17 protein-coding genes are annotated in these 17,618 nt (G+C 62.2%); 5 read left to right on the top strand and 12 right to left on the bottom strand.

Going from position 1 to position 17,618, the window contains the following annotated elements; genetic code table 11:
- The first annotated feature begins 139 nt into the window (after window positions 1–139).
- Complete coding sequence (locus JF545_RS04010; RefSeq protein WP_206939407.1) at window positions 140–1,219, top strand: GlxA family transcriptional regulator; 1,080 nt, start codon at window positions 140–142, stop codon at window positions 1,217–1,219.
- Between the two features lie 16 nt (window positions 1,220–1,235).
- Here the strand turns inward: JF545_RS04010 and JF545_RS04005 are convergent, their stop codons facing one another.
- Together JF545_RS04005 and JF545_RS04000 are read right to left on the bottom strand one after the other, a co-directional pair.
- Window positions 1,236–2,534, bottom strand: coding sequence for a TauD/TfdA family dioxygenase (locus JF545_RS04005; protein ID WP_206939405.1), 1,299 nt, complete (start codon window positions 2,532–2,534; stop codon window positions 1,236–1,238).
- Between the two features lie 152 nt (window positions 2,535–2,686).
- A complete protein-coding gene (locus JF545_RS04000; protein ID WP_206939394.1) occupies window positions 2,687–3,670 on the bottom strand; it encodes a helix-turn-helix domain-containing protein in 984 nt (327 codons plus the stop codon).
- 550 nt (window positions 3,671–4,220) lie between these two features.
- On the opposite strand from JF545_RS04000, the gene JF545_RS03995 reads away from it, so the two are divergent.
- Window positions 4,221–5,189 (top strand): GlxA family transcriptional regulator, encoded by a 969-nt coding sequence (locus JF545_RS03995; protein ID WP_206939479.1) that lies wholly within the window; start codon window positions 4,221–4,223, stop codon window positions 5,187–5,189.
- A gap of 35 nt (window positions 5,190–5,224) precedes the next feature.
- Here the strand turns inward: JF545_RS03995 and JF545_RS03990 are convergent, their stop codons facing one another.
- Both JF545_RS03990 and JF545_RS03985 read right to left on the bottom strand, forming a co-directional pair.
- Window positions 5,225–5,899 carry a Fe2+-dependent dioxygenase gene (locus JF545_RS03990; RefSeq protein WP_206939392.1) on the bottom strand — a complete coding sequence of 225 codons (675 nt, stop codon included), beginning with the start codon at window positions 5,897–5,899 and terminating at the stop codon, window positions 5,225–5,227.
- An 81-nt stretch (window positions 5,900–5,980) separates the two neighbouring features.
- Window positions 5,981–6,562, bottom strand: a complete 582-nt coding sequence (locus JF545_RS03985; protein ID WP_206939390.1) for a hypothetical protein — start codon at window positions 6,560–6,562, stop codon at window positions 5,981–5,983.
- A gap of 6 nt (window positions 6,563–6,568) precedes the next feature.
- On the opposite strand from JF545_RS03985, the gene JF545_RS03980 reads away from it, so the two are divergent.
- Window positions 6,569–7,372, top strand: coding sequence for a hypothetical protein (locus JF545_RS03980; protein WP_206939388.1), 804 nt, complete (start codon window positions 6,569–6,571; stop codon window positions 7,370–7,372).
- 211 nt (window positions 7,373–7,583) lie between these two features.
- Here JF545_RS03980 and JF545_RS03975 read toward each other — a convergent pair whose 3' ends face one another.
- From JF545_RS03975 to argF, 7 genes are all read right to left on the bottom strand, one after another.
- Complete coding sequence (locus JF545_RS03975) at window positions 7,584–8,957, bottom strand: BCCT family transporter (RefSeq protein WP_242520680.1); 1,374 nt, start codon at window positions 8,955–8,957, stop codon at window positions 7,584–7,586.
- 150 nt (window positions 8,958–9,107) lie between these two features.
- Window positions 9,108–10,043, bottom strand: a complete 936-nt coding sequence (locus JF545_RS03970) for an alpha/beta hydrolase fold domain-containing protein (protein WP_206939384.1) — start codon at window positions 10,041–10,043, stop codon at window positions 9,108–9,110.
- Window positions 10,044–10,167: 124 nt separating this feature from the next.
- On the bottom strand, window positions 10,168–10,620 hold the full coding sequence (locus JF545_RS03965) for a thioesterase family protein (protein ID WP_206939382.1): 453 nt from the start codon (window positions 10,618–10,620) through the stop codon (window positions 10,168–10,170).
- Window positions 10,620–11,573, bottom strand: coding sequence for an L-carnitine dehydrogenase (locus JF545_RS03960; RefSeq protein ID WP_206939380.1), 954 nt, complete (start codon window positions 11,571–11,573; stop codon window positions 10,620–10,622). The genes JF545_RS03965 and JF545_RS03960 overlap by 1 nt, the downstream gene beginning before the upstream one ends.
- A complete protein-coding gene (locus JF545_RS03955) occupies window positions 11,570–12,478 on the bottom strand; it encodes a 3-keto-5-aminohexanoate cleavage protein (RefSeq protein WP_206939378.1) in 909 nt (302 codons plus the stop codon). Before JF545_RS03955 ends, JF545_RS03960 begins: the two co-directional genes overlap by 4 nt.
- Before the next feature lie 627 nt (window positions 12,479–13,105).
- A complete protein-coding gene (locus tag JF545_RS03950; protein ID WP_206939376.1) occupies window positions 13,106–13,396 on the bottom strand; it encodes a hypothetical protein in 291 nt (96 codons plus the stop codon).
- A gap of 384 nt (window positions 13,397–13,780) precedes the next feature.
- Window positions 13,781–14,701 carry an ornithine carbamoyltransferase gene (argF, locus tag JF545_RS03945; protein WP_206939374.1) on the bottom strand — a complete coding sequence of 307 codons (921 nt, stop codon included), beginning with the start codon at window positions 14,699–14,701 and terminating at the stop codon, window positions 13,781–13,783.
- Between the two features lie 257 nt (window positions 14,702–14,958).
- Between argF and grxD the strand changes: the two genes are divergently transcribed.
- Entirely contained in the window at window positions 14,959–15,309 is a 351-nt protein-coding gene (gene grxD / locus JF545_RS03940) for a Grx4 family monothiol glutaredoxin (protein ID WP_206939372.1), read from the top strand.
- A 220-nt stretch (window positions 15,310–15,529) separates the two neighbouring features.
- Here the strand turns inward: grxD and rnt are convergent, their stop codons facing one another.
- Entirely contained in the window at window positions 15,530–16,195 is a 666-nt protein-coding gene (gene rnt / locus JF545_RS03935) for a ribonuclease T (RefSeq protein WP_206939364.1), read from the bottom strand.
- 202 nt (window positions 16,196–16,397) lie between these two features.
- Here rnt and JF545_RS03930 point away from each other — a divergent pair, with 202 nt between their 5' ends.
- Complete coding sequence (locus JF545_RS03930; RefSeq protein WP_206939363.1) at window positions 16,398–17,615, top strand: argininosuccinate synthase; 1,218 nt, start codon at window positions 16,398–16,400, stop codon at window positions 17,613–17,615.
- Window positions 17,616–17,618 lie beyond the last annotated feature (3 nt).

Here is a 17,618-nt window from a genome sequence, read left to right as displayed (position 1 = left end):
TCCGAGGGCCGTCGAACGTGCCGAGTCAGCGCCACCGAAGGGCCTGGCTCAGCGGTTTGTTCAGAGTTTTCCTTAGGTTACTGTGCGGGTTCGGTTATCATTTGATGAAATTCGCCATCTTGTTGATCAAATTCGCCCCATGACGTCCACCGACTGGCCTTCCAGCCATCCCTATCCCCGGCCTGACTCACCCCCGCTGCTCAGCCCTGCTCAGGCCGAGCACACGCTGGACGTGTGGCTGGTGCCCAAGTTCTCGATGTTGACGCTGGTGTGCCTGCTTGAGCCGCTGCGAGTGGCCAATCGGTTTGGCCGGGATCTGTTTGCCTGGCGGCTGTTGTCCAGCGATGGCGAGCCGGTCATGGCCAGCAATGGCGTACGCATTGATGTGGACGGGCGCCTGGCTGAGGTCACCGAGGCGGACTGGTATCAGGGCATCGCCTCCAGCGGCCGCCTGATGGTGGTGTCGTCCTATGAGCCTGAAGCGATGGTGACCGTGGATGACCTGCTATTGCTGAAACGCCTGTCGGCCTATGGGGTGTGGTTGGGTGGGCTGGATACGGCGCCCTTCATTCTGGCACGAGCGGGGGTCATGGAGGGCTATCCGGTGGCGCTGCACTGGGAGAGTGTGCCGGCATTTCGTGAGGAGTTTCCTGGCCTGGAGGTGCGCCCCGACAGCTACGTGTGGGAAGGGGCAAGACTGACCGGGTCCGGAGGCTCAGCCAGTATCGACATGATGCTGGAATGGGTGACGACCCTTTACGGTCCTGCATTGGCAGAGGCGGTTGGAAGACAGATCATGCACTCCCGCCCCCAGGGCGACGGCCACTCTGCAGGCCACATCGATCCCGTCGACAACCCCGCTGTGGGCGGCGGATTGCCGCGCCCGGTGTTGAAGGCCCTGGCGGTGATGGAGGCCAATCTGACCCAGGCGTTGTCGATTCCCGACGTGTGTCGGCTGGCAGGCCTGTCCCAGCGGCAGCTGACCCGCCGGTTCATGGCAGAGTTTGGCGAAACGCCCAAGCAGTGCTACCTCAACATGCGTCTGGATCAGGCTCAGCGGATGCTCGCGGACAGTCGCATGACCGTTACGGCGGCAGCCGTCGCCGTGGGCTTTACGCATCTGGCGCACTTCTCACGGGCCTACCGTCGGCGTTTTGGGGAAGCGCCCAGTGTGACCGCCCGGCGTGGCTTGGGGCCGGGCGGCAGGCAGGACAGCTAGGCGCTTGCTAAAGGGCTTAGGCGTCGCTGAGGCTGCGCTCTCGTTGACGACGCTGGAGCATACGATAACGGGAGCGGACCTCATCACGTTCGAGGTAGCAGCCCTGTAGCCAGCGATGTCCTGAGTCGCCCTCGAAGGCGTCGCGGGCGTGCAACAGACGCCGGTTGTCGAAGATCACCAGGTCTCCCGGTGCATAGGTAAAGCGCAGCGCGAAGCGGGACTGACGCAATAGCCCCTGCAGCGCCATCAGGGCGCGATAGGCCTCTTCGACCAGGTCGAAGTCCGTCATCAGCGGCCCTCGCAGGAAGTCGGCAATGCGCACTTCGCTGAGCTGGCCCTGATCATCCAGCACGATCATCGGCGAATGCCAGACATAGTCCGTGGTCTTGGCGGTGTTGGCGTAGCGCCAATGTACCTGGGTCAGGGTGGAGAAAGCCTCAGGGTCTTCCTGGCGCAGGGCGTCCGCCACCGCAAAGCCATCGAGCATGACCGCCTGTCCACCGGCGACGCTGTTTTCGAGGCAGTGCAGGCACTGCAGGCCAGGATGGTATTCCCGCGTGGGCAGATCCACGTGGGGAGGAAGCGCAATCGAGGTATAAGCGTTGGAGTCAGGGTCAGGCTTGGCGCGCACGTCGAACAGGGTGCCGAAGTTGGTGGCTCTTACCGGGCCGATACGCTCGGCAACTCTGGCCAGTGTCCCAGGCTCCGTGGGCAGGCCGCGCAGGCGCACCAGGCCCTTGCGCAGCAGTGACTCCAGTGCTGGCTCCAGCGTCGAGGCTTCTTCCGGGCTATCGATGGCGGTGGTGGAAAAGGTGCTGGCGTCCAAGGTGTCAGGCGCCGCGTCCGCTCCTCCCAGCCAGGTCTCCACGGCGACCAGTGGAGCCAGTGGATCCTCGCAGTTGTCATAGTCGTGGGCGCGCAGCCAGCCCGGATGAAAGCGCAGTGTGCGCTGTTCAGGACTCATGATCAGTTCCACGGCTCCGCTGTCATCGAGCCGCGCAGCCGCTATCTGCGGCCAAGCCTCCAGGCACGACAGGTCGAGAATGCGCTCTCGTGTGGCGGGATTGATGGTGCTGTCATCGGCGGCATTTTCTCTCAGCCAGACACTGTGGTAGCGGCTGACGCGGCCATCCTGCCAGGTCACGGTCAGCACCCGAGAGTCGCTCGTCACCTCGGCGATGGCCACCGCTACCGGCCAGCTGTCGTAGTCGGGCGTCGGTGGCAGCGCCGACGGCGGTGTGGCGGCGGAGGACGCGGTGGTGGAAACAGAGGACGTAGAGGAGTTAGCGGACGGTCGAGACGTCTGCGCGTGCATGGAGCCTCCTTGAGCTAGCCTGGACGAGTCGTCGGAAAGCGACGTGTGGGTGACGCACCCCAGCGGGCAGGCATTCAGCCCCCTGCAGTGGGTCACGACGATGGCCACAGCATGGCGCCGGTGGGGCTGAGGCATCGTGCAGAAGTCGACAATTATCGTGCAGAATCCGACATCGGAGGGGTGGGCTTACGTCGCAAGGCGCTAGGCGAGGCACCGTGGTGTTGGCGAAAGGCGCGGGTGAAGCTCGAGGCTGAGGCAAAGCCGCTGGCCAGTGCGATATCCATGACGCTGTGTCGGGTACTGGTGACCAGTTGATGGGCGAGGCTCAGGCGCCGCTCCAGGTACAGCTGCCCTGGGGTGCGGGACAGATGCTGCTGGCACTCCCGCTCCAGCTGGCGCTCCGATAGTCCGATGGCGGAAGCCAGCTGGGGAATGGATAGGGGGGATTCCAGGTGGGCATCCATGATCCCGATAAGGGTGGCCAGGCGTTGTGGCAGTCGCTCCTGGTAGCGGACGTCACGCTGTCGGCTGGCCGGCAGCCGCCGATGGTCATGCACCAGCTGCTCCTTGACGCGGCGGGTCAAGGCGTCGCCGTGGCGGCGTCGAATGGTGTCCAGTGCCAGGTCGATGGAGGCGCTGGCCCCAGCCCCGAAAAAGCCGCTGGGTGTCACTTCGTAAAGCGACTCCACCGCTTCTATATGGGGGTGCTGGCGCCTGAATTCGGGCAGGCTCTCCCAGTGCAAGGTGACGGTGTCGTCGATCAGTCCGGCGGACGCAAGGCAGAAAGCCCCTGTATCCAGCGCCCCCAGGCAGGTGCGCTGCTCGCGACGTTGCGTCAGCCAGGTGGTCAGGCTGTCATCGACGGCGGCCATGGGCTCAAAGCTGGCGCAGACGGCAAGGCTGGGCAGCCATGGGGTGTCCTCTAGTGCGTGCTCGACCGCCAGGGGAATGCCGTTGCTGGCATGGACCGGCAGCCCATCCCTGCTGATCAGGTGCCAGCGAAATAGCGTCTCACCGGACAGTCGGTTGGCAATGCGCAGAGGATCGATGGCGGAGAACAGCGCCACCATGGAAAAACGAGGCAACAGCAAAAAGCCGATGGCTTCCGGACTCGGTCCCTGGTAGGTCAGGCGCACGACGGCTTCCTCCGCATCGCCTGGGCCTGGGCATGAGCCTGATGCCGACGGGGCGACGAGTCGTGAGAATGGGAGTGGAGCATGGCGCGCCGCCAGGGCCTCTCGATAGGATGGCGTAAAAGCATGACAGCGCAGGCGACCCGGCTCAAGCCCGGCCCTCGCCTTGGGGCTGCGCGCTATGCTGGGGCTTGTACGTAAAGTGTCTGCGCTTGGTGATACGGTGTTAAACATCGGCTGGTACGCCAGCCCGGTTAAAATGCTCAGTTACACCTCGTAAACTGCGCTTTCTCACCGATTTCTGCCTTGTCTAACCTTCGCTCGTCGACGTTTCGGACAACGCCTAGGCTTGGCGATCGGTCGCACACAGTAGAAAGCGTAAAGGAAGATAGCCATGCAGACTTGGCCAGGCCAGGGGCAGATCCACATGGAGGCTAGCGATCAGCCCCATGGGCGGGGCAAGGACGGCCACCCTGATGAGGGCCAGGGGCGTCATCCTCACGCTGACACCACCGCTGACACCACCGCTGATGGCTCAGGCGACAACGAACCCATGTTCTCGGCATCGACCACCAGCGAACGCATGGGTTTTCTGTTATTGCCCCAGTTTTCGATGATGGCGTTCTTCTCGGCGGTAGAGCCCTTGCGCATCGCTAACCGGATTGCCGGTCGTCCGCTCTACGAGTGGACGGTGATCGGGCTATCTGGTGATCCTGTCACCGCCAGCAATGGCATGACGCTGATGGTGGACCATGCTATCGACCAGGTGCGCCACTTGCCGTCGTTGGCGGTGTGCAGCGGGTTTGATCCAGAGCAGTGGATCGGTCGTGGTCTGAGTGCCTGGCTCAACCGCCTGGACCAAGGAGGCTGTCGTATCGGGGCCCTCGACACCGGTGCGGTGGTGCTGGCCGAGGCCGGGTTGCTGGCCGGAGAGACCGTTACGCTGCATTGGGAGACGCTACCGGCCTTCAACGAGCGTTATCCCACCATTCGCACCTGCGATGAGCTCTTCCTGCTCGGCCAACGACGTTTTTTCTGTGCTGGTGGGGCTGCTGCCATGGACATGACCCTGGAGATGATCGCCAGGCAGCATGGGATGGCGCTGGCGGTAGACGTGTCGGAACAGCTGATTCACGACCGTTTGCGGTCCCGTACCGACCAGCAGCGCATGAGCCTGGTGCGTCGATTGGGGACCCATCAGCCACGCTTGATCGATGCCGTGTCACTGATGGAGAGCCATCTAGAGGCACCCCTTGAGCTTGCCGAGATTGCGCGGCGCAGTCAGATCTCGTTGCGTCAGCTGCAGCGCCTGTTCGCCGACGAGTTAGGGGAGTCGCCCACCGGCTACTATCTGGGGCTGCGGCTGAACCGTGCCGCGTCACTGCTCAAGGACACCGATCTGGACGTGCTCGCCATCGGGCTAAGCTGCGGCTTTGGCTCCGCCTCGAGTTTCAGCCGTGCCTTTCGGCGCCACTATGGTTGTTCACCCCTGAGCTATCGCCGCCAGGACGAGAGCAGCTGACGCCAGTGGATGGGGCTTAGCCCTGGTGCAGGGGATCAGATGTCGGCCCACATGCGCAGCAGGTTGGCCAGGCTCTTGGAAATGGCGTCAAAGTCAGCGGTCTTGCCATCGCGTTCAAATATCTGGCGCCGGGTGGTGTCCAGGTCAAACAGGATCTCCCGTTGTTCCGGCTGACGCACCTGGCTTTGCAGCCATCCCACCGCGGCCAGTCGCTCACCCCGGGTCACAGGGTCCACCCGGTGCAGGGTCGACGACGGATAGAGGATCATGGAGCCCGCCGGTAACTTGTAGCGCTGCTCACCCTGGGGAGTGTCCATGATCAACTCACCCCCATCGTAGTGGGCTGGCTCCTCCAGAAAGAGGGTGAAGGACAGGTCGGTACGCATGGGGCCCTGGGGCGTGGGCATCACCGCATCATCGACATGGTTGCCGTAGGTCATGCCCTGCTGATAGCGACTGAACATCACCGGCTTCATGCGTCGGGGCCTGGCGGCGATCTGAAACAGCGTGTGGTTGGCCAACGTCTTCATGACATCGTCGCGCAGGCTGGCGATGGCAGGGTCCTGGCCGCTCGCCTGCTGATTCTGTTTCACCGTGCGTGCGTGCCAGCCCGCTGTTTCCTTGCCGTCGCGGAAACGGGCTTCGCCCAGGGTCTGGCGAATGCGTGTCAGCAGCTCGTTGGAGAGCACTTGGTCGATACAGAGAATCATCGTTGCCCCTCGCAAATGGTGAATTGTACCCTAGTGTTAATCATTTGCATTACACTTGGTCACATGTCGCGTCCAGGATAGTCATGGACCATTGGCGGAACCTGCCGCCACCCTTAGCGCGCGTAGCCCCCAGATGGCAACAGGCGCGGAAAACCGACAGCAGCTACAACGAGGATGTTCATCATGACCCAAGAGACCCGCACCAAACTGTGGATCGGTGTAGGCACCAGCCTTTTGCTCGGAACCGGCACCGCCTGGGCCGATCATCATGGCGACGAGGAAATGACGCAAGACGGCGTTGTGCACGAAGCGGGGCAAGCTGGCCACGGCGGCGAAGGTGGTGAAGGCGGAGAGCACGGCCACGGTGGCGAAGGTGGCGAAGGCGGAGAACACGGCCACGGCGGTGAAGGTGGTGAAGGTGGCGAAGGCGGAGAACACGGCCACGGCGGTGAAGGTGGTGAAGGTGGTGAAGGTGGCGAAGGCGGAGAACACGGCCACGGCGGTGAAGGCGGCGAAGGTGGAGAGCACGGCCACGGCGGCGAAGGCGGAGAACACGGCCACGGTGGTGAAGGCGGTGAAGGCGGTGAAGGCGGCGAAGGTGGCGAGCACGGCCACGGCGGTGAAGGTGGCGAAGGTGGCGAAGGCGGTGAAGGCGGCGAGCACGGCTCCTTGGCTAGCGACCCCTACGCGGTATTTGCCTATTTAACTGCTACTGCCGGCGGTGAAGGTGGTGAAGGCGGTGAAGGCGGTGAAGGTGGTGAAGGCGGCGAAGGTGGTGAAGGTGGTGAAGGCGGCGAAGGTGGCGAAGGTGGTGAAGGCGGCGAGCATGGCCACGTAGACACGGCCAATCCTGGTATCTACACCACAGAACTCGCCCTGATGCTGGGGCACCTTCAGGTGGCCAAGGAGCTCTACACCGAAGGTTCAAAGACCGCTTCCTACCCGCATTTCGGTCATCCCTACCATGAGGTCTATCCGGGCATCGCCAAGGCGTTGGAGACCCGCGGAATCGAGGCCTTCGACGAGACCTTGGAAGACTTTTCTGGCCAGGTCCAGCAGGGCGGAGACTGGAGCGAATACGAGGCAGAGTATGAGTCGCTGCGCGCTACCATCGTGGCCGCCATGGGCGACGTGGACGATGAACTCGAGAAGGATGCTGGCTTCCAGGCCAAGGTCCAGCTGGCGCTGTTGCAGACTGCGCTGCACGAGTACGAAGAAGCGGTCGACGACGGTGAGTTCGTCAATGTAGTGGAGTATCAGGATGGCCGTGGATTTGTGCTGACGGCCCGTGAGTCGCTGGAGCGCCACGCCGAGCTGTTTCGCGAAGCAGGCGCTTATGCTGCCCTGGAGGAGGGCTACGAGGGCTTGCTGAAGGCCTGGCCGAGTGCCAAGGCGCCGGCGTCACCGGTCATGAGCGTGGGCGAGCTATCCGCCGCCATGTTTCCGCTCGAGGCTGAACTGGGCAAGTTCTAATGGCGCTTTGCCGCTAGCGCCTGAGTGAAGGTGTTAGCCAGAGTGCTACAGGGCGCCATGGCACTCGCCATAGGCTGCAGACAGGGCCTGACATCAGGCCCTGTCTGCGTACACGCTGCTCTAACTTGGCACCTGAGCCTCATAGACTTCGGGTTCCAGGTCCCGGGCTCTGGGCGCCTAACGCCGTTCGGCTGATGACGTCAGCGCTTGCTTAGCCGTCGTCCTGAGTGGGCAATGGGGTGTGCTGGCCTCGAAGGCGCAGCAAGAAGGCTGCTACCAGCGCAAAGATGCCAAAGGCCACAGGAATGGCCGCGACGGAAATCAGGGTCAGGATGACCTTGAAGATGTCACCTTCCAGCCAGTTGATCACGATCGCCAGCAAAGACATGGCCACGATCCAGAACGCTCTGGAGCGTTTGACGGTCAGCATTTCGCAGACCAGGCCAGCGGAATCCGCGCTGGTGACGAAGAACAGCAGGATGTTCAGGGCCAGAATGGCCGAAAGAATGCCATGGCTATCCAGGGTGGCCATCAGCGCAAAGACGTCCTCTGAGCCTGTCTCCAATCCGCCGAGGCCGAAGGTCGTAAACCACAAACACGAGAATAGGCTCGGCACCAGCATGACGCCTAGCACGAGTTGGCGGAGCGTACGCCCCTTGGAGATGCGGGCGATAAACACCCCGGTGAAGATGAACCAACCGTACCAGGCAGCCTCGAAGGCATATAGCCAATCCGCGAGCCAGGCCTTGCGCTCAGGATCCCCCAGGCCAATATCGGTCGCCATCAGCGGATATTTCACCAGGTATTCCGGCAACAGGCGCGCCAGCGTCGAAACGATGTCCCAGGGGGATGTCAGCAGTAACACGCTGGTCAACAGTATCAGCGCGAATAACGTGTTGTAGTTGCTTAGCCATTTGATGCCCCGCTTGAGCCCCGAGGCACTCGAGGCGATGGCAAAGATGGCCAGCACACTGATGATCAAGGTTGGACTGGCCTGGATGCCAAAGAACTGCTCCAGGCTTTGCTTGAGGGGATCGGTGGCATAGGAGAACGTCAGCGAAAGCCCGATCACGGTGGAAACGACCAGGCTCACCAGGTTCAACTTGCTGAGGAAACCGCCTCCCAGCAAGGTCTCGGCAGGTTTCTCGATCCTCAGGTTGTACATGCAGTGGGCAAAGATGACGCCGATGGCAAGATAGCCTGCCCAGGCCAGTAGCCCCCAGTGATTGAACGCATATAGCAGTGCTTGATCGGAACTGTTCCCGGCCTCGACGTGATAGTGAGGCTCCAGCACTCCCCAGGTGACCAATCCAATACCCATGCCGGTGGCGAAAAGCATGCCTAGCCAGGCGAGCGTCGAAAATTCTGGCGGCTCATCACCGAATTTCAAGCGGCCCAGTGGGGTAAACATCAGGACGACAAACACGATGGAGGCAACAAAGGCCGGGTAGGTGAAGATGAAGCCCAAGTTGCCGATGACATTGACCTTGATGACATCAAGGATGGTCTGAAAGCTACCTGGGGCGATGGCAGCAAAGGCAATAAGCGTAATGACGGTGACCACGGTGGCCACCAATGTGGACATGTTCTGTTTCATTGGTGTCTCGTTGTCTTATTGAAAAAGGAGGGACGGCGATCGATCGGTGGGAACCTCGCTGGAGTGGAGTGATAACGTCGTGACTGTGCTGCTTCTAACCCGATAAGTGCTTATGAATCAGAGGGGTAGAGAGGCACTTCAACGCAAAGAATAGTCTAGGTGTCGCTCGTCGAGGTGACACGCGAGAGCACGACAGAACCCACGCCAGGTGATCGACATCGGTGCCAGCTGCGCATGGGCGTGAAGCGCCCCGTGAAACATCCCCTCTGCCGTATGCAGGCCAACCTGCCGCCGCTGCTGACGCCATTGGTCCAGCGTCGCCAGTATCGCTGGGGTCAGGGGGTCGTGTTCCACGACCAGGCATTCCACTGCGCTGCTGACCGGGGGAGCGTCGCCCACGCGGGCAGCGTCGGAGGCAATCATCGCCCAGGCGGCCTGGGCGTCCCGACGACTCAGCAAGGGCGCATCGGGTCCAAGAGATGTCTCGGACATGTCACCGAGAAGCGGATAGATCATGCCGAGCGGATGTGGGTCCTTGGCGGCACGAGCCACGTCCAGCACCAGGCGACCTCCTGCGCTGTCCCCCACCAGGGCACAGGGCTGAAGCCAGCGGCGCACCCGATCGACGTCGTCGAGCTGGTCGCTGTAGCGTGCCTCGGGCAGAAGTCGATACTGCACACTTACCACCTCTCGCCCGAGTGCTTCGGCAAGGCCCGCTGCGACGCCCTGGTGGCTGTCCAGCGAGCCGATCGTGAAGCCGCCACCATGGATGTAGAGCACGGTCTGCTGACCAGTATCGGCGTGGGCGTGGGCGTGGGCGTGAGAAAGAACGCTGTCTCTTCCTTCCACTCTCCCACTCGCTGTCCCTCTCTCCTTCCCTCTCACTCTCCCTGGCCGATATCGGCGCACGGGTACTCCAGCGATCCGCTCGTCGGTGACCCGCATGGTGGTGGGCAACGGCGTGGCGAAACTGGCGCAGAGCCGATCGTAGTCGCCTCTGGCCAGGGCGAGGGGCCTTGATGCCATGGCGTCGAGACCATGTTGGAAGCGCTTGGCAAAGTCGTCGATCGTCATCGCTACATCCGGATCCCGCCCGGCGTCGCCGAGCATTCCTGGTGGATGGCGCCCTGGCCCGAGCTGGTCTGGGCGGGCCTGAGCGGGTCTGGCTGGATATGGCCCGGCCAGGACGCCAAGCCTGTCAGCGTCGGCTGATACCGATCCGCCGTCCCAGCCCCTCGGGCGGGGGGGATGACAGGGGGGGCAATGTCACCAAGGCATCAGAGAGCGCTGCGGGGAAGGCAGCAGGCTTGCCGCTGGTGGTGTCGATGCCCATCAGCATTTGCTCGCTGGTAGCCAGCAGGTCCGCTCCACTGGTGAGTACAAACCACAGGTGCAGGCGCTTGGCATCTTGATCGACGATCTGAACATCGACCTGCAGGTCTTGCCCCTCGTGGGCTTCCTTCAGGTAGCGAAGATGGGTCTCGAGGGTATACAGGGTGTAGCCGAGCCGTTGCCGGCCCTCATCGTCCAGGCCAATGTTCTCCATCAGCCTGTCCACCGCCAGGGAGAATACCCTGGCGTACTCGGCATCGTTCATATGGCCGTTGTAGTCGACCCACTGTGACGCCACCTGGGTGTTGAGCAAGGCCATCAGATACGTCCCTCGAGGCCTTCTGCTTCCGGCCAGTACTTGTTCACCAGGCCCAGCAATTCGACCAGGAAGTCATCGCGACGACGATCCAGCTCGGCCACGCTGCGGCCGGCCGCCTGATGCTCGCAGCCCTCGACCACGCGGTCGATCAGCTCATCGGTAAGCTCGGGGGCTTCCAGCTTGGTCCAGGGGAGCTTCAGCGCGGGTCCGAACTGCTCCAGCATATGGCGCATGCCCTGTTCCCCACCGGCCAGGTGGAAGGTCAGGAAGGTGCCCATCAGCGACCAGCGCAGCCCACAGCCGTAGACCACCGCGGCGTCGATTTCCTCTGTAGTGGCTACGCCGTCATTGACCAGGTGCAGTGACTCGCGCCACAGGGCTTCCATCAGACGGTCGGCAATATGCCCTTCGATTTCACGGCGGACCACCAGTGGACGCATGTCCAGCGCCTGATACAGGGCCTGCGCCTGCTGAGTCTGCTCGCTCGCCGTGGCTTGTCCTCCGACCAGCTCGACCAGCGGTAGCAGGTAGACCGGATTGAAGGGGTGAGCGACGATGATGCGCCCGGGTGACTTGGCACAGTCCTGCTGCAGGTCGGTGGGCTTGAATCCCGACGTCGAGGAGCCCACCAGCACATCGGCAGGCGCCGCGGCGTCGATCTGGGCCAGGATGCTCTGCTTGAGCTCGAGTCTTTCCGGTACGTTCTCCTGGATCAGGTCGGCGCCGTCCACGGCGGCTTCCAGTGAGGAGGCAAAGCGCAGGTGGTCGATGCTGGCGCCGTCGGCCAGACCCAGGCGTTGCAGCGCAGGCCAGGCATTATCCACAAACGCCCGAGTGCGCGCTTCGGCGGCGGGGTCCGGATCAAAAGCGACTACGCTCCAACCGCTGGCCAGGGCGCGGGCGATCCAGCCGTTGCCGATCACACCGGTGCCGATGACAGATAGCTGTTTCATGCCTGTTCTCCCATGATGGTGCCGGTGTGTGGGTTGCGCAGCTTGAGGAAATCTCGAGTTTCCGCCGGTGTCATGACCTTGCCGCCCAGGTGGTTGATCAGGCTGCCGGCTTTCTCGACCAGTTGAGCGTTGGAGGCCAGCACGCCCTTTTCGAGGTACAGGTTGTCCTCGAGCCCAACCCGGGCATGGCCACCGAGCATCACCGCTTGAGCGGCCATCGGCATCTGGTGCCGGCCAATGCCGAATGCCGCCCAGTTGGCGTTGGCCGGCAGCTTGTTGCGCATCGCCAGCATGGTCTCGGTATCGGCTTCGGCGCCCCACGGGATGCCAAGGCACAGTTGGTAGAGCGGGTCGCCGTCGATCAGGCCTTCAGCCTGCAGTTGGCGGGCGAACCACACATGGCCCAGATCGAAGCACTCCAGCTCAGGCTTGACCCCGGCAGCCTGCACCAGGCGGGCATGTTCACGCAGCCAGTCAGCCGAGTTGACGTAGATCATGTCGCCAAAGTTGAGGCTGCCGCAGTCCAGCGTACACAGCTCGGGCAGCAGTTCCCCGACTGGCTCGTGGCGTTGGGCCGGCGTCTGAATGTCGGTACCCGGTCCGCCCCGAGTGGGGTCCTGGCTGTCAGGGATCCAGTCGCCACCGCCCCCAGCGGTAATGTTCATGACGATATCGGTGTCGGCCTCACGCACCCGCTCCATGACTTCACGGAAGTGGTCGAGGGAGTGGCTGACGCCGCCAGTTTCCGGGTCGCGCACGTGGATGTGCGCAATGCTGGCACCGGCCTTGGCCGCCTCGATGCAGTCGTTGGCAATCTGTTTGGGGGTTACCGGCACCTTGGGACTCTTGCCGGTGGTATCGCCGGCACCGGTCACGGCGCAGGTAAGGATGACGTTACGGTTCATGGAGGGCTCCTCTCGATCTCGGATGACGGGACGTCGGCCGCGGCCCCATGCCAAGTGGCTCGAAGGCGAGTTCACGCCGCCTGACAGGGCGGCGCCGTGGCGTAGACAGCGTCTCGTCGCTCCGCGGCTGAATGAATCGAGAGGTAGTGTGGCGAAGTGACGGCGTTGCGACTTGGCAATAAGCGCCATGTTTTTGTCGTCAGGCGCCTTTGAGGTAGGGCGGAGTCGGCCCAGGGCAATAGGCAGGGCATCGCCGCCGATAGCCAGCAAGATGAAACGGGCTCGGATGTTCTTCCCTGAGAGCGGGAATCAGTGTGCCCCCGCAAAGCGGGAATCAGCCTGCCCCGCAAAGCGGGAATCAGATAGGAGAATAGAGGGATCGGGCGACGTCGCTGTGTCAGCGGACCAAGGGGGAAGGGCCCGTCATCGAGCCTTGGTGTGCGGCTGGTGTTGGCTCAGGCGAGACAGCTCGGGTGACGTTCAGCTGAGGAGGCGGAAAGCTGATTCGAGAGAGACAGAATCGAGAGAACCAGAATCGAGAGAGACAGAAATGGGAGGGACAGAAATGGGGGGCAAAAACGGGAGAGCCAGCCACGGGAGTGCTGGCTACAACCGCTGAAACGGTGCCTAGAGATCAGCAGCGCCCACGCCGTAAAGCTCAAATGCCAGCTTTCGGCCAGCCTGTGTCAGGATCAGCCTGCCGCGCGGATTGTGGACGACCAGCGATTGCCGCAGCAGACGACGCAGCCGGGACGCCTGGGAGCGGGTCCGGGTAAGGGCATCAAGGCGTGTGGCGCTAAGACCACGATCACTGTGGGTCAAGGCCTCAAGGACGTCGCCGTCGCGGTAGAGGTCCTCGATAAAGGCGGTCAGGTCGATACGCTGAGCGGTGTCATTATGTTCGGCGAGCAGTGCCATGCGGCGATCTCTGACAGAAATATGGCGAAAGTATACGACATTAGTCTGATTAGACCAAAGTCTATTCCTTGTCCGCTTGCGGATACATGCCGCGGGTCATGGCCAGGCGCTGTAGGTGTTTTGGTTCAAGCACTCGTTGACGTGGCGCCTGCTCAGCATGACTCGATGGGGATCTGGGCGCTTAAGCCCGCGTTGGTGTGGGTGGGGCGTAGCGAACGAAAGGTAACAAGAGAAAGGTAACAAGAGAAAGGTAACGAGAGGAATGAAACGGGAGGCGTGGATAGATGGCAGCGACTTAAGGGGGCGACAGGCTAAACGCGTAACGCCAAGCCCTGCCGCGATATTGCGGCAGGGCCTTGCTGATAAGCAGCGAGTCGCAGGGTATCAGTGACTGACCTGACCCAGCATCAGGAACTCCAGCAGTGCCTTCTGGGCATGCAGGCGGTTGCCGGCCTCCTGCCAGACCACGGCGCGGGGATCATCCAGCAAGGTTTCGCTGATCTCTTCGCCGCGGTGAGCGGGCAGGCAGTGCAGGAACAGCACATCCTTGTCCGCCGCATCCAGCATGGCCTCAGTCACCTGGAAGCCGGCGAAGTCGGCTTCTCTGCGCGCCTGCTCCTCTTCCTGTCCCATGGATGCCCATACATCGGTTGTCACCAGGTCGGCACCTGCGACGGCTGTCATGGGATCGCGGAGGATGGTCACTCGGTCTCCTGCGGCTGCCAGGATATCCTCGCGGGGCTCGTAGCCTTCAGGGCAGCAGATGCGCAGGGAGAAGTCGAACTGGCGTGCGGCATTGATCCAGGAGTGGCACATGTTGTTGCCGTCCCCGATCCACACCGCCGTGCGGCCCTTGACGCTGCCCCGCAGCTCGGTCCAGGTCATCACATCCGCCAGCAGCTGGCAGGGGTGGTAATCATCGGTCAGCGCATTGATGACCGGTACGTCGCTGGCAGCGGCGAACTCTTCAAGGCCCTGGTGGGAGAAGGTGCGGATCATCACCGCGTCAACCATCTCTGACAGCACCCGAGCCGTGTCTCCTATGGGCTCGCCACGTCCTAGTTGAGTGTCCCTAGGCGAGAGGAACAGCGCGTGACCACCGAACTGAGCCATGGCGGTCTCGAAGGAGACACGGGTCCGTGTTGACGACTTCTCGAAGATCATCGCCAGGGTGCGGTTGGTAAAGGGCGCGTAGGTCGGGCCCTGGGCCTTGAGCCCATTCTTGATCGTGATCGCGCGCTGGATGAGGTAGCGCAATTCATCCTGGCTCAGGTCCAGTAGGGTCAGGAAGTGGCGGGCGGCCATGGCGTCTCTCCAACGAGGTAAAAAACGACCATCCTAGCCAGCGCGGAGGGGATGCGCAACGCGCCGCTGGGCCGTACAATGCGTTCAAGGAAAGGCCGAGCGTGGCAATCAGGTATTGTCTCGAAAGGGGTATCGATCCCGACGCGCATTGAAAAGTGCGGATGTTGACCCCATCGTATCGGCCGAAAGCGAACCGTAAGGGCATGCATCGTACCGTGAGGACATGCCAGACAAGCCCGAATCATTGAGGAGCCGTGATGAGCACCACCGTCGAAAACATTCAGCGCCAGATCAGCGAAAACCCCATTCTCATTTACATGAAGGGGTCTCCGCAGCTGCCGCAGTGCGGCTTCTCTGCGCAGACCGTGCAGGCGCTGATGGCGTGTGGCGAGCGCTTTGCTTTCGTCAACGTACTGGACAACCCCGACATTCGAGCCGAACTGCCCAAGGTGGCCAACTGGCCGACCTTCCCGCAGCTGTGGGTGGAAGGTGAGCTGGTCGGCGGTTGCGATATCGTGGTCGAGATGCATAACAATGGCGAACTTGAGCCCCTGATCAAGCAAGCCGCTGAACGTGCTCGCCAGAATGAAGAGGGCGGCGCCGAGTAAGGTGCAGCCTAGCAGTCGATTGACCGGTCAGGACCGGCTAGCCGCTGGATCGCCGAGGTGGTGAGGGTGTTACCGCGCCCCCGCGCGACGGATCAAACACGGTCATCTGACTGATCAAACGCAAGGCCCCGCTGGTGTGGACACCAGCGGGGCCTTGTCGTATGTCGAGAGTCTCTGCAGTGAGCAGCATCCTGCCGCAGTAAAAAGGCATGGACCGGTGTCAGTCCTCCTCCATTCCCTGTTCCTGCTGAGCCAGCCGCCAACCGCCCAGGTCCTTGTAGCGATTGACCATCGCACAGAACAGCTCGGCCGTGCGCTCGGTGTCATAGCGGGCAGAGTGGGCGGCGTTGTTGTCGAAGTCGATGCCGGCGGCACGGCAAGCTCGGGCCAGCACGGTCTGGCCGTAGACCAGTCCTGCCAGGGAGGCGGTATCGAAGCTTGAGAACGGGTGGAAGGGGTTGCGCTTGATGTCGCAGCGGTTGGTCGCGGCATTGAGGAAGCCATGGTCAAAGGCAGCGTTGTGGCCTACCAGAATGGCTCTGGTGCAGCCATGAGCCTTGATGGCCTTGCGCACTGGACGGAATATTTCACCCAGCGCCTCGGCTTCGCTGATGGCGACCTGCTGACGCAGGGGGTCGTCGAGACGAATGCCGGTGAAGTCCAGTGCCGACTGTTCGACGTTGGCGCCAGCAAACGGCTCGATGTGATAGGCAAAGGTAGCGTCGGGCAGCAGGTTGCCCTCCGGGTCCATGGTCAGGGTGACAGCGGCGATCTCCAGCAGGGCGTCGCTTTCGGGATTGAAGCCGCCGGTCTCGATATCCACCACCACCGGCAGAAAACTGCGAAAACGTTGCGCCATGAGTTCGCGGGCGATCAGCTCGCTCATGCACCTCTCCTTGTCGGGCCGTGGGGTAATGGGCCTGTGTGATGCAGGCCGAAACGGCGAAAGTCTAGCAGTTTGGCAGCGCGGCGTCCCGTAGCGGTATTCGACACCGGCCATGCGCGCTATACTCGGCCCTCTTCAAGCGCCATTCATGAAGGAATGCGCTGGTCACGTCATGTCTGTCATACAAGAAGGAGCCCCTAGCATGTCCGATGTCAAGAAGGTCGTGCTCGCCTATTCGGGCGGTCTGGACACATCCGTCATCGTCAAGTGGTTGCAGGAGACTTACCACTGCGAAGTGGTGACCTTTACCGCCGACATCGGTCAGGGTGAGGAAGTCGAGCCGGCCCGCGCCAAGGCTGAGGCCCTGGGCGTCAAGGAAATCTACATCGAGGACCTGCGTGAAGAGTTCGTGCGCGACTACGTCTACCCGATGTTCCGTGCCAACACCATTTACGAAGGTGAGTACCTGCTGGGTACCTCTATCGCGCGTCCGCTGATCGCTCGTCGTCTGATCGAGATTGCCAACCAGACCGGTGCCGATGCGATTTCCCACGGTGCTACCGGCAAGGGCAACGATCAGGTCCGTTTCGAACTGGGCGGCTACGCCCTGAAGCCTGGCGTCAAGGTCATTGCGCCGTGGCGTGAGTGGGATCTGAATTCCCGCGAGAAGCTGATGGCCTACTGCCAGCAGCACGATATTCCCGTCGACTTCAGCAAGAAAAAGAAGTCCCCTTACTCGATGGATGCCAACCTGCTGCATATCTCCTACGAGGGCGGCATTCTCGAAGATCCCTGGGCGGAAGCCGAAGAGGACATGTGGCGCTGGAGCGTGTCGCCGGAAGCGGCACCGGACACTCCGACCTACGTCGAGCTGACCTTTGAAAAGGGCGACATCGTGGCCATCGACGGCGTGCCGATGAAGCCCCACGAAGTGCTGGAGAAGCTGAACAAGCTGGGTGGTGACAACGGTATCGGCCGTCTCGATATCGTCGAGAACCGCTACGTCGGCATGAAATCTCGCGGCTGCTATGAAACCCCTGGCGGTACCATCATGCTGCGTGCTCACCGCGCCATCGAGTCGTTGACCCTCGACCGGGAAGAAGCCCACCTCAAGGATGAGCTGATGCCCAAGTATGCCGAGGTCATCTACAACGGCTACTGGTGGAGCCCGGAGCGTCGCATGCTGCAGGCCGCCATCGACGAGACCCAGAAGAATGTGTCCGGCGTTGTTCGCATGAAGCTGTACAAGGGCAATGCCATCGTGGCAGGCCGTCGCTCCGACGAGTCGCTGTTCGACGAGTCCATCGCGACCTTTGAAGACGACAAGGGCGCCTACGACCAGAAGGATGCGGAAGGCTTCATCAAGCTGAATGCGCTGCGTCTGCGTATCGCCGCAGGCAAGGGCCGTCGTCAGGACTAAGCG

It is taken from the genome of Halomonas litopenaei, assembly GCF_017303055.1.
In the GTDB taxonomy this organism is placed as follows: domain Bacteria; phylum Pseudomonadota; class Gammaproteobacteria; order Pseudomonadales; family Halomonadaceae; genus Halomonas; species Halomonas litopenaei_A.
Note: the sequence above shows the minus strand (reverse complement) of the source record. Positions and strands in the feature narration are given on the sequence as shown.

Coding starts and splice junctions, on each gene's coding strand:
- JF545_RS03955 (WP_206939378.1), bottom strand. CDS start 12,478: ATGAACCGTAACGTCATCCTTACCTGCGCCGTGACCGGTGCCGGCGAT.
- JF545_RS03930 (WP_206939363.1), top strand. CDS start 16,398: ATGTCCGATGTCAAGAAGGTCGTGCTCGCCTATTCGGGCGGTCTGGAC.
- grxD (WP_206939372.1), top strand. CDS start 14,959: ATGAGCACCACCGTCGAAAACATTCAGCGCCAGATCAGCGAAAACCCC.
- JF545_RS03950 (WP_206939376.1), bottom strand. CDS start 13,396: ATGGCACTGCTCGCCGAACATAATGACACCGCTCAGCGTATCGACCTG.
- JF545_RS03960 (WP_206939380.1), bottom strand. CDS start 11,573: ATGAAACAGCTATCTGTCATCGGCACCGGTGTGATCGGCAACGGCTGG.
- JF545_RS04010 (WP_206939407.1), top strand. CDS start 140: ATGACGTCCACCGACTGGCCTTCCAGCCATCCCTATCCCCGGCCTGAC.
- JF545_RS03995 (WP_206939479.1), top strand. CDS start 4,221: ATGTTCTCGGCATCGACCACCAGCGAACGCATGGGTTTTCTGTTATTG.
- JF545_RS03990 (WP_206939392.1), bottom strand. CDS start 5,899: ATGATTCTCTGTATCGACCAAGTGCTCTCCAACGAGCTGCTGACACGC.
- JF545_RS03970 (WP_206939384.1), bottom strand. CDS start 10,043: ATGACGATCGACGACTTTGCCAAGCGCTTCCAACATGGTCTCGACGCC.
- rnt (WP_206939364.1), bottom strand. CDS start 16,195: ATGAGCGAGCTGATCGCCCGCGAACTCATGGCGCAACGTTTTCGCAGT.
- argF (WP_206939374.1), bottom strand. CDS start 14,701: ATGGCCGCCCGCCACTTCCTGACCCTACTGGACCTGAGCCAGGATGAA.
- JF545_RS04005 (WP_206939405.1), bottom strand. CDS start 2,534: ATGCACGCGCAGACGTCTCGACCGTCCGCTAACTCCTCTACGTCCTCT.
- JF545_RS03975 (WP_242520680.1), bottom strand. CDS start 8,957: ATGTCCACATTGGTGGCCACCGTGGTCACCGTCATTACGCTTATTGCC.
- JF545_RS03965 (WP_206939382.1), bottom strand. CDS start 10,620: ATGGCCTTGCTCAACACCCAGGTGGCGTCACAGTGGGTCGACTACAAC.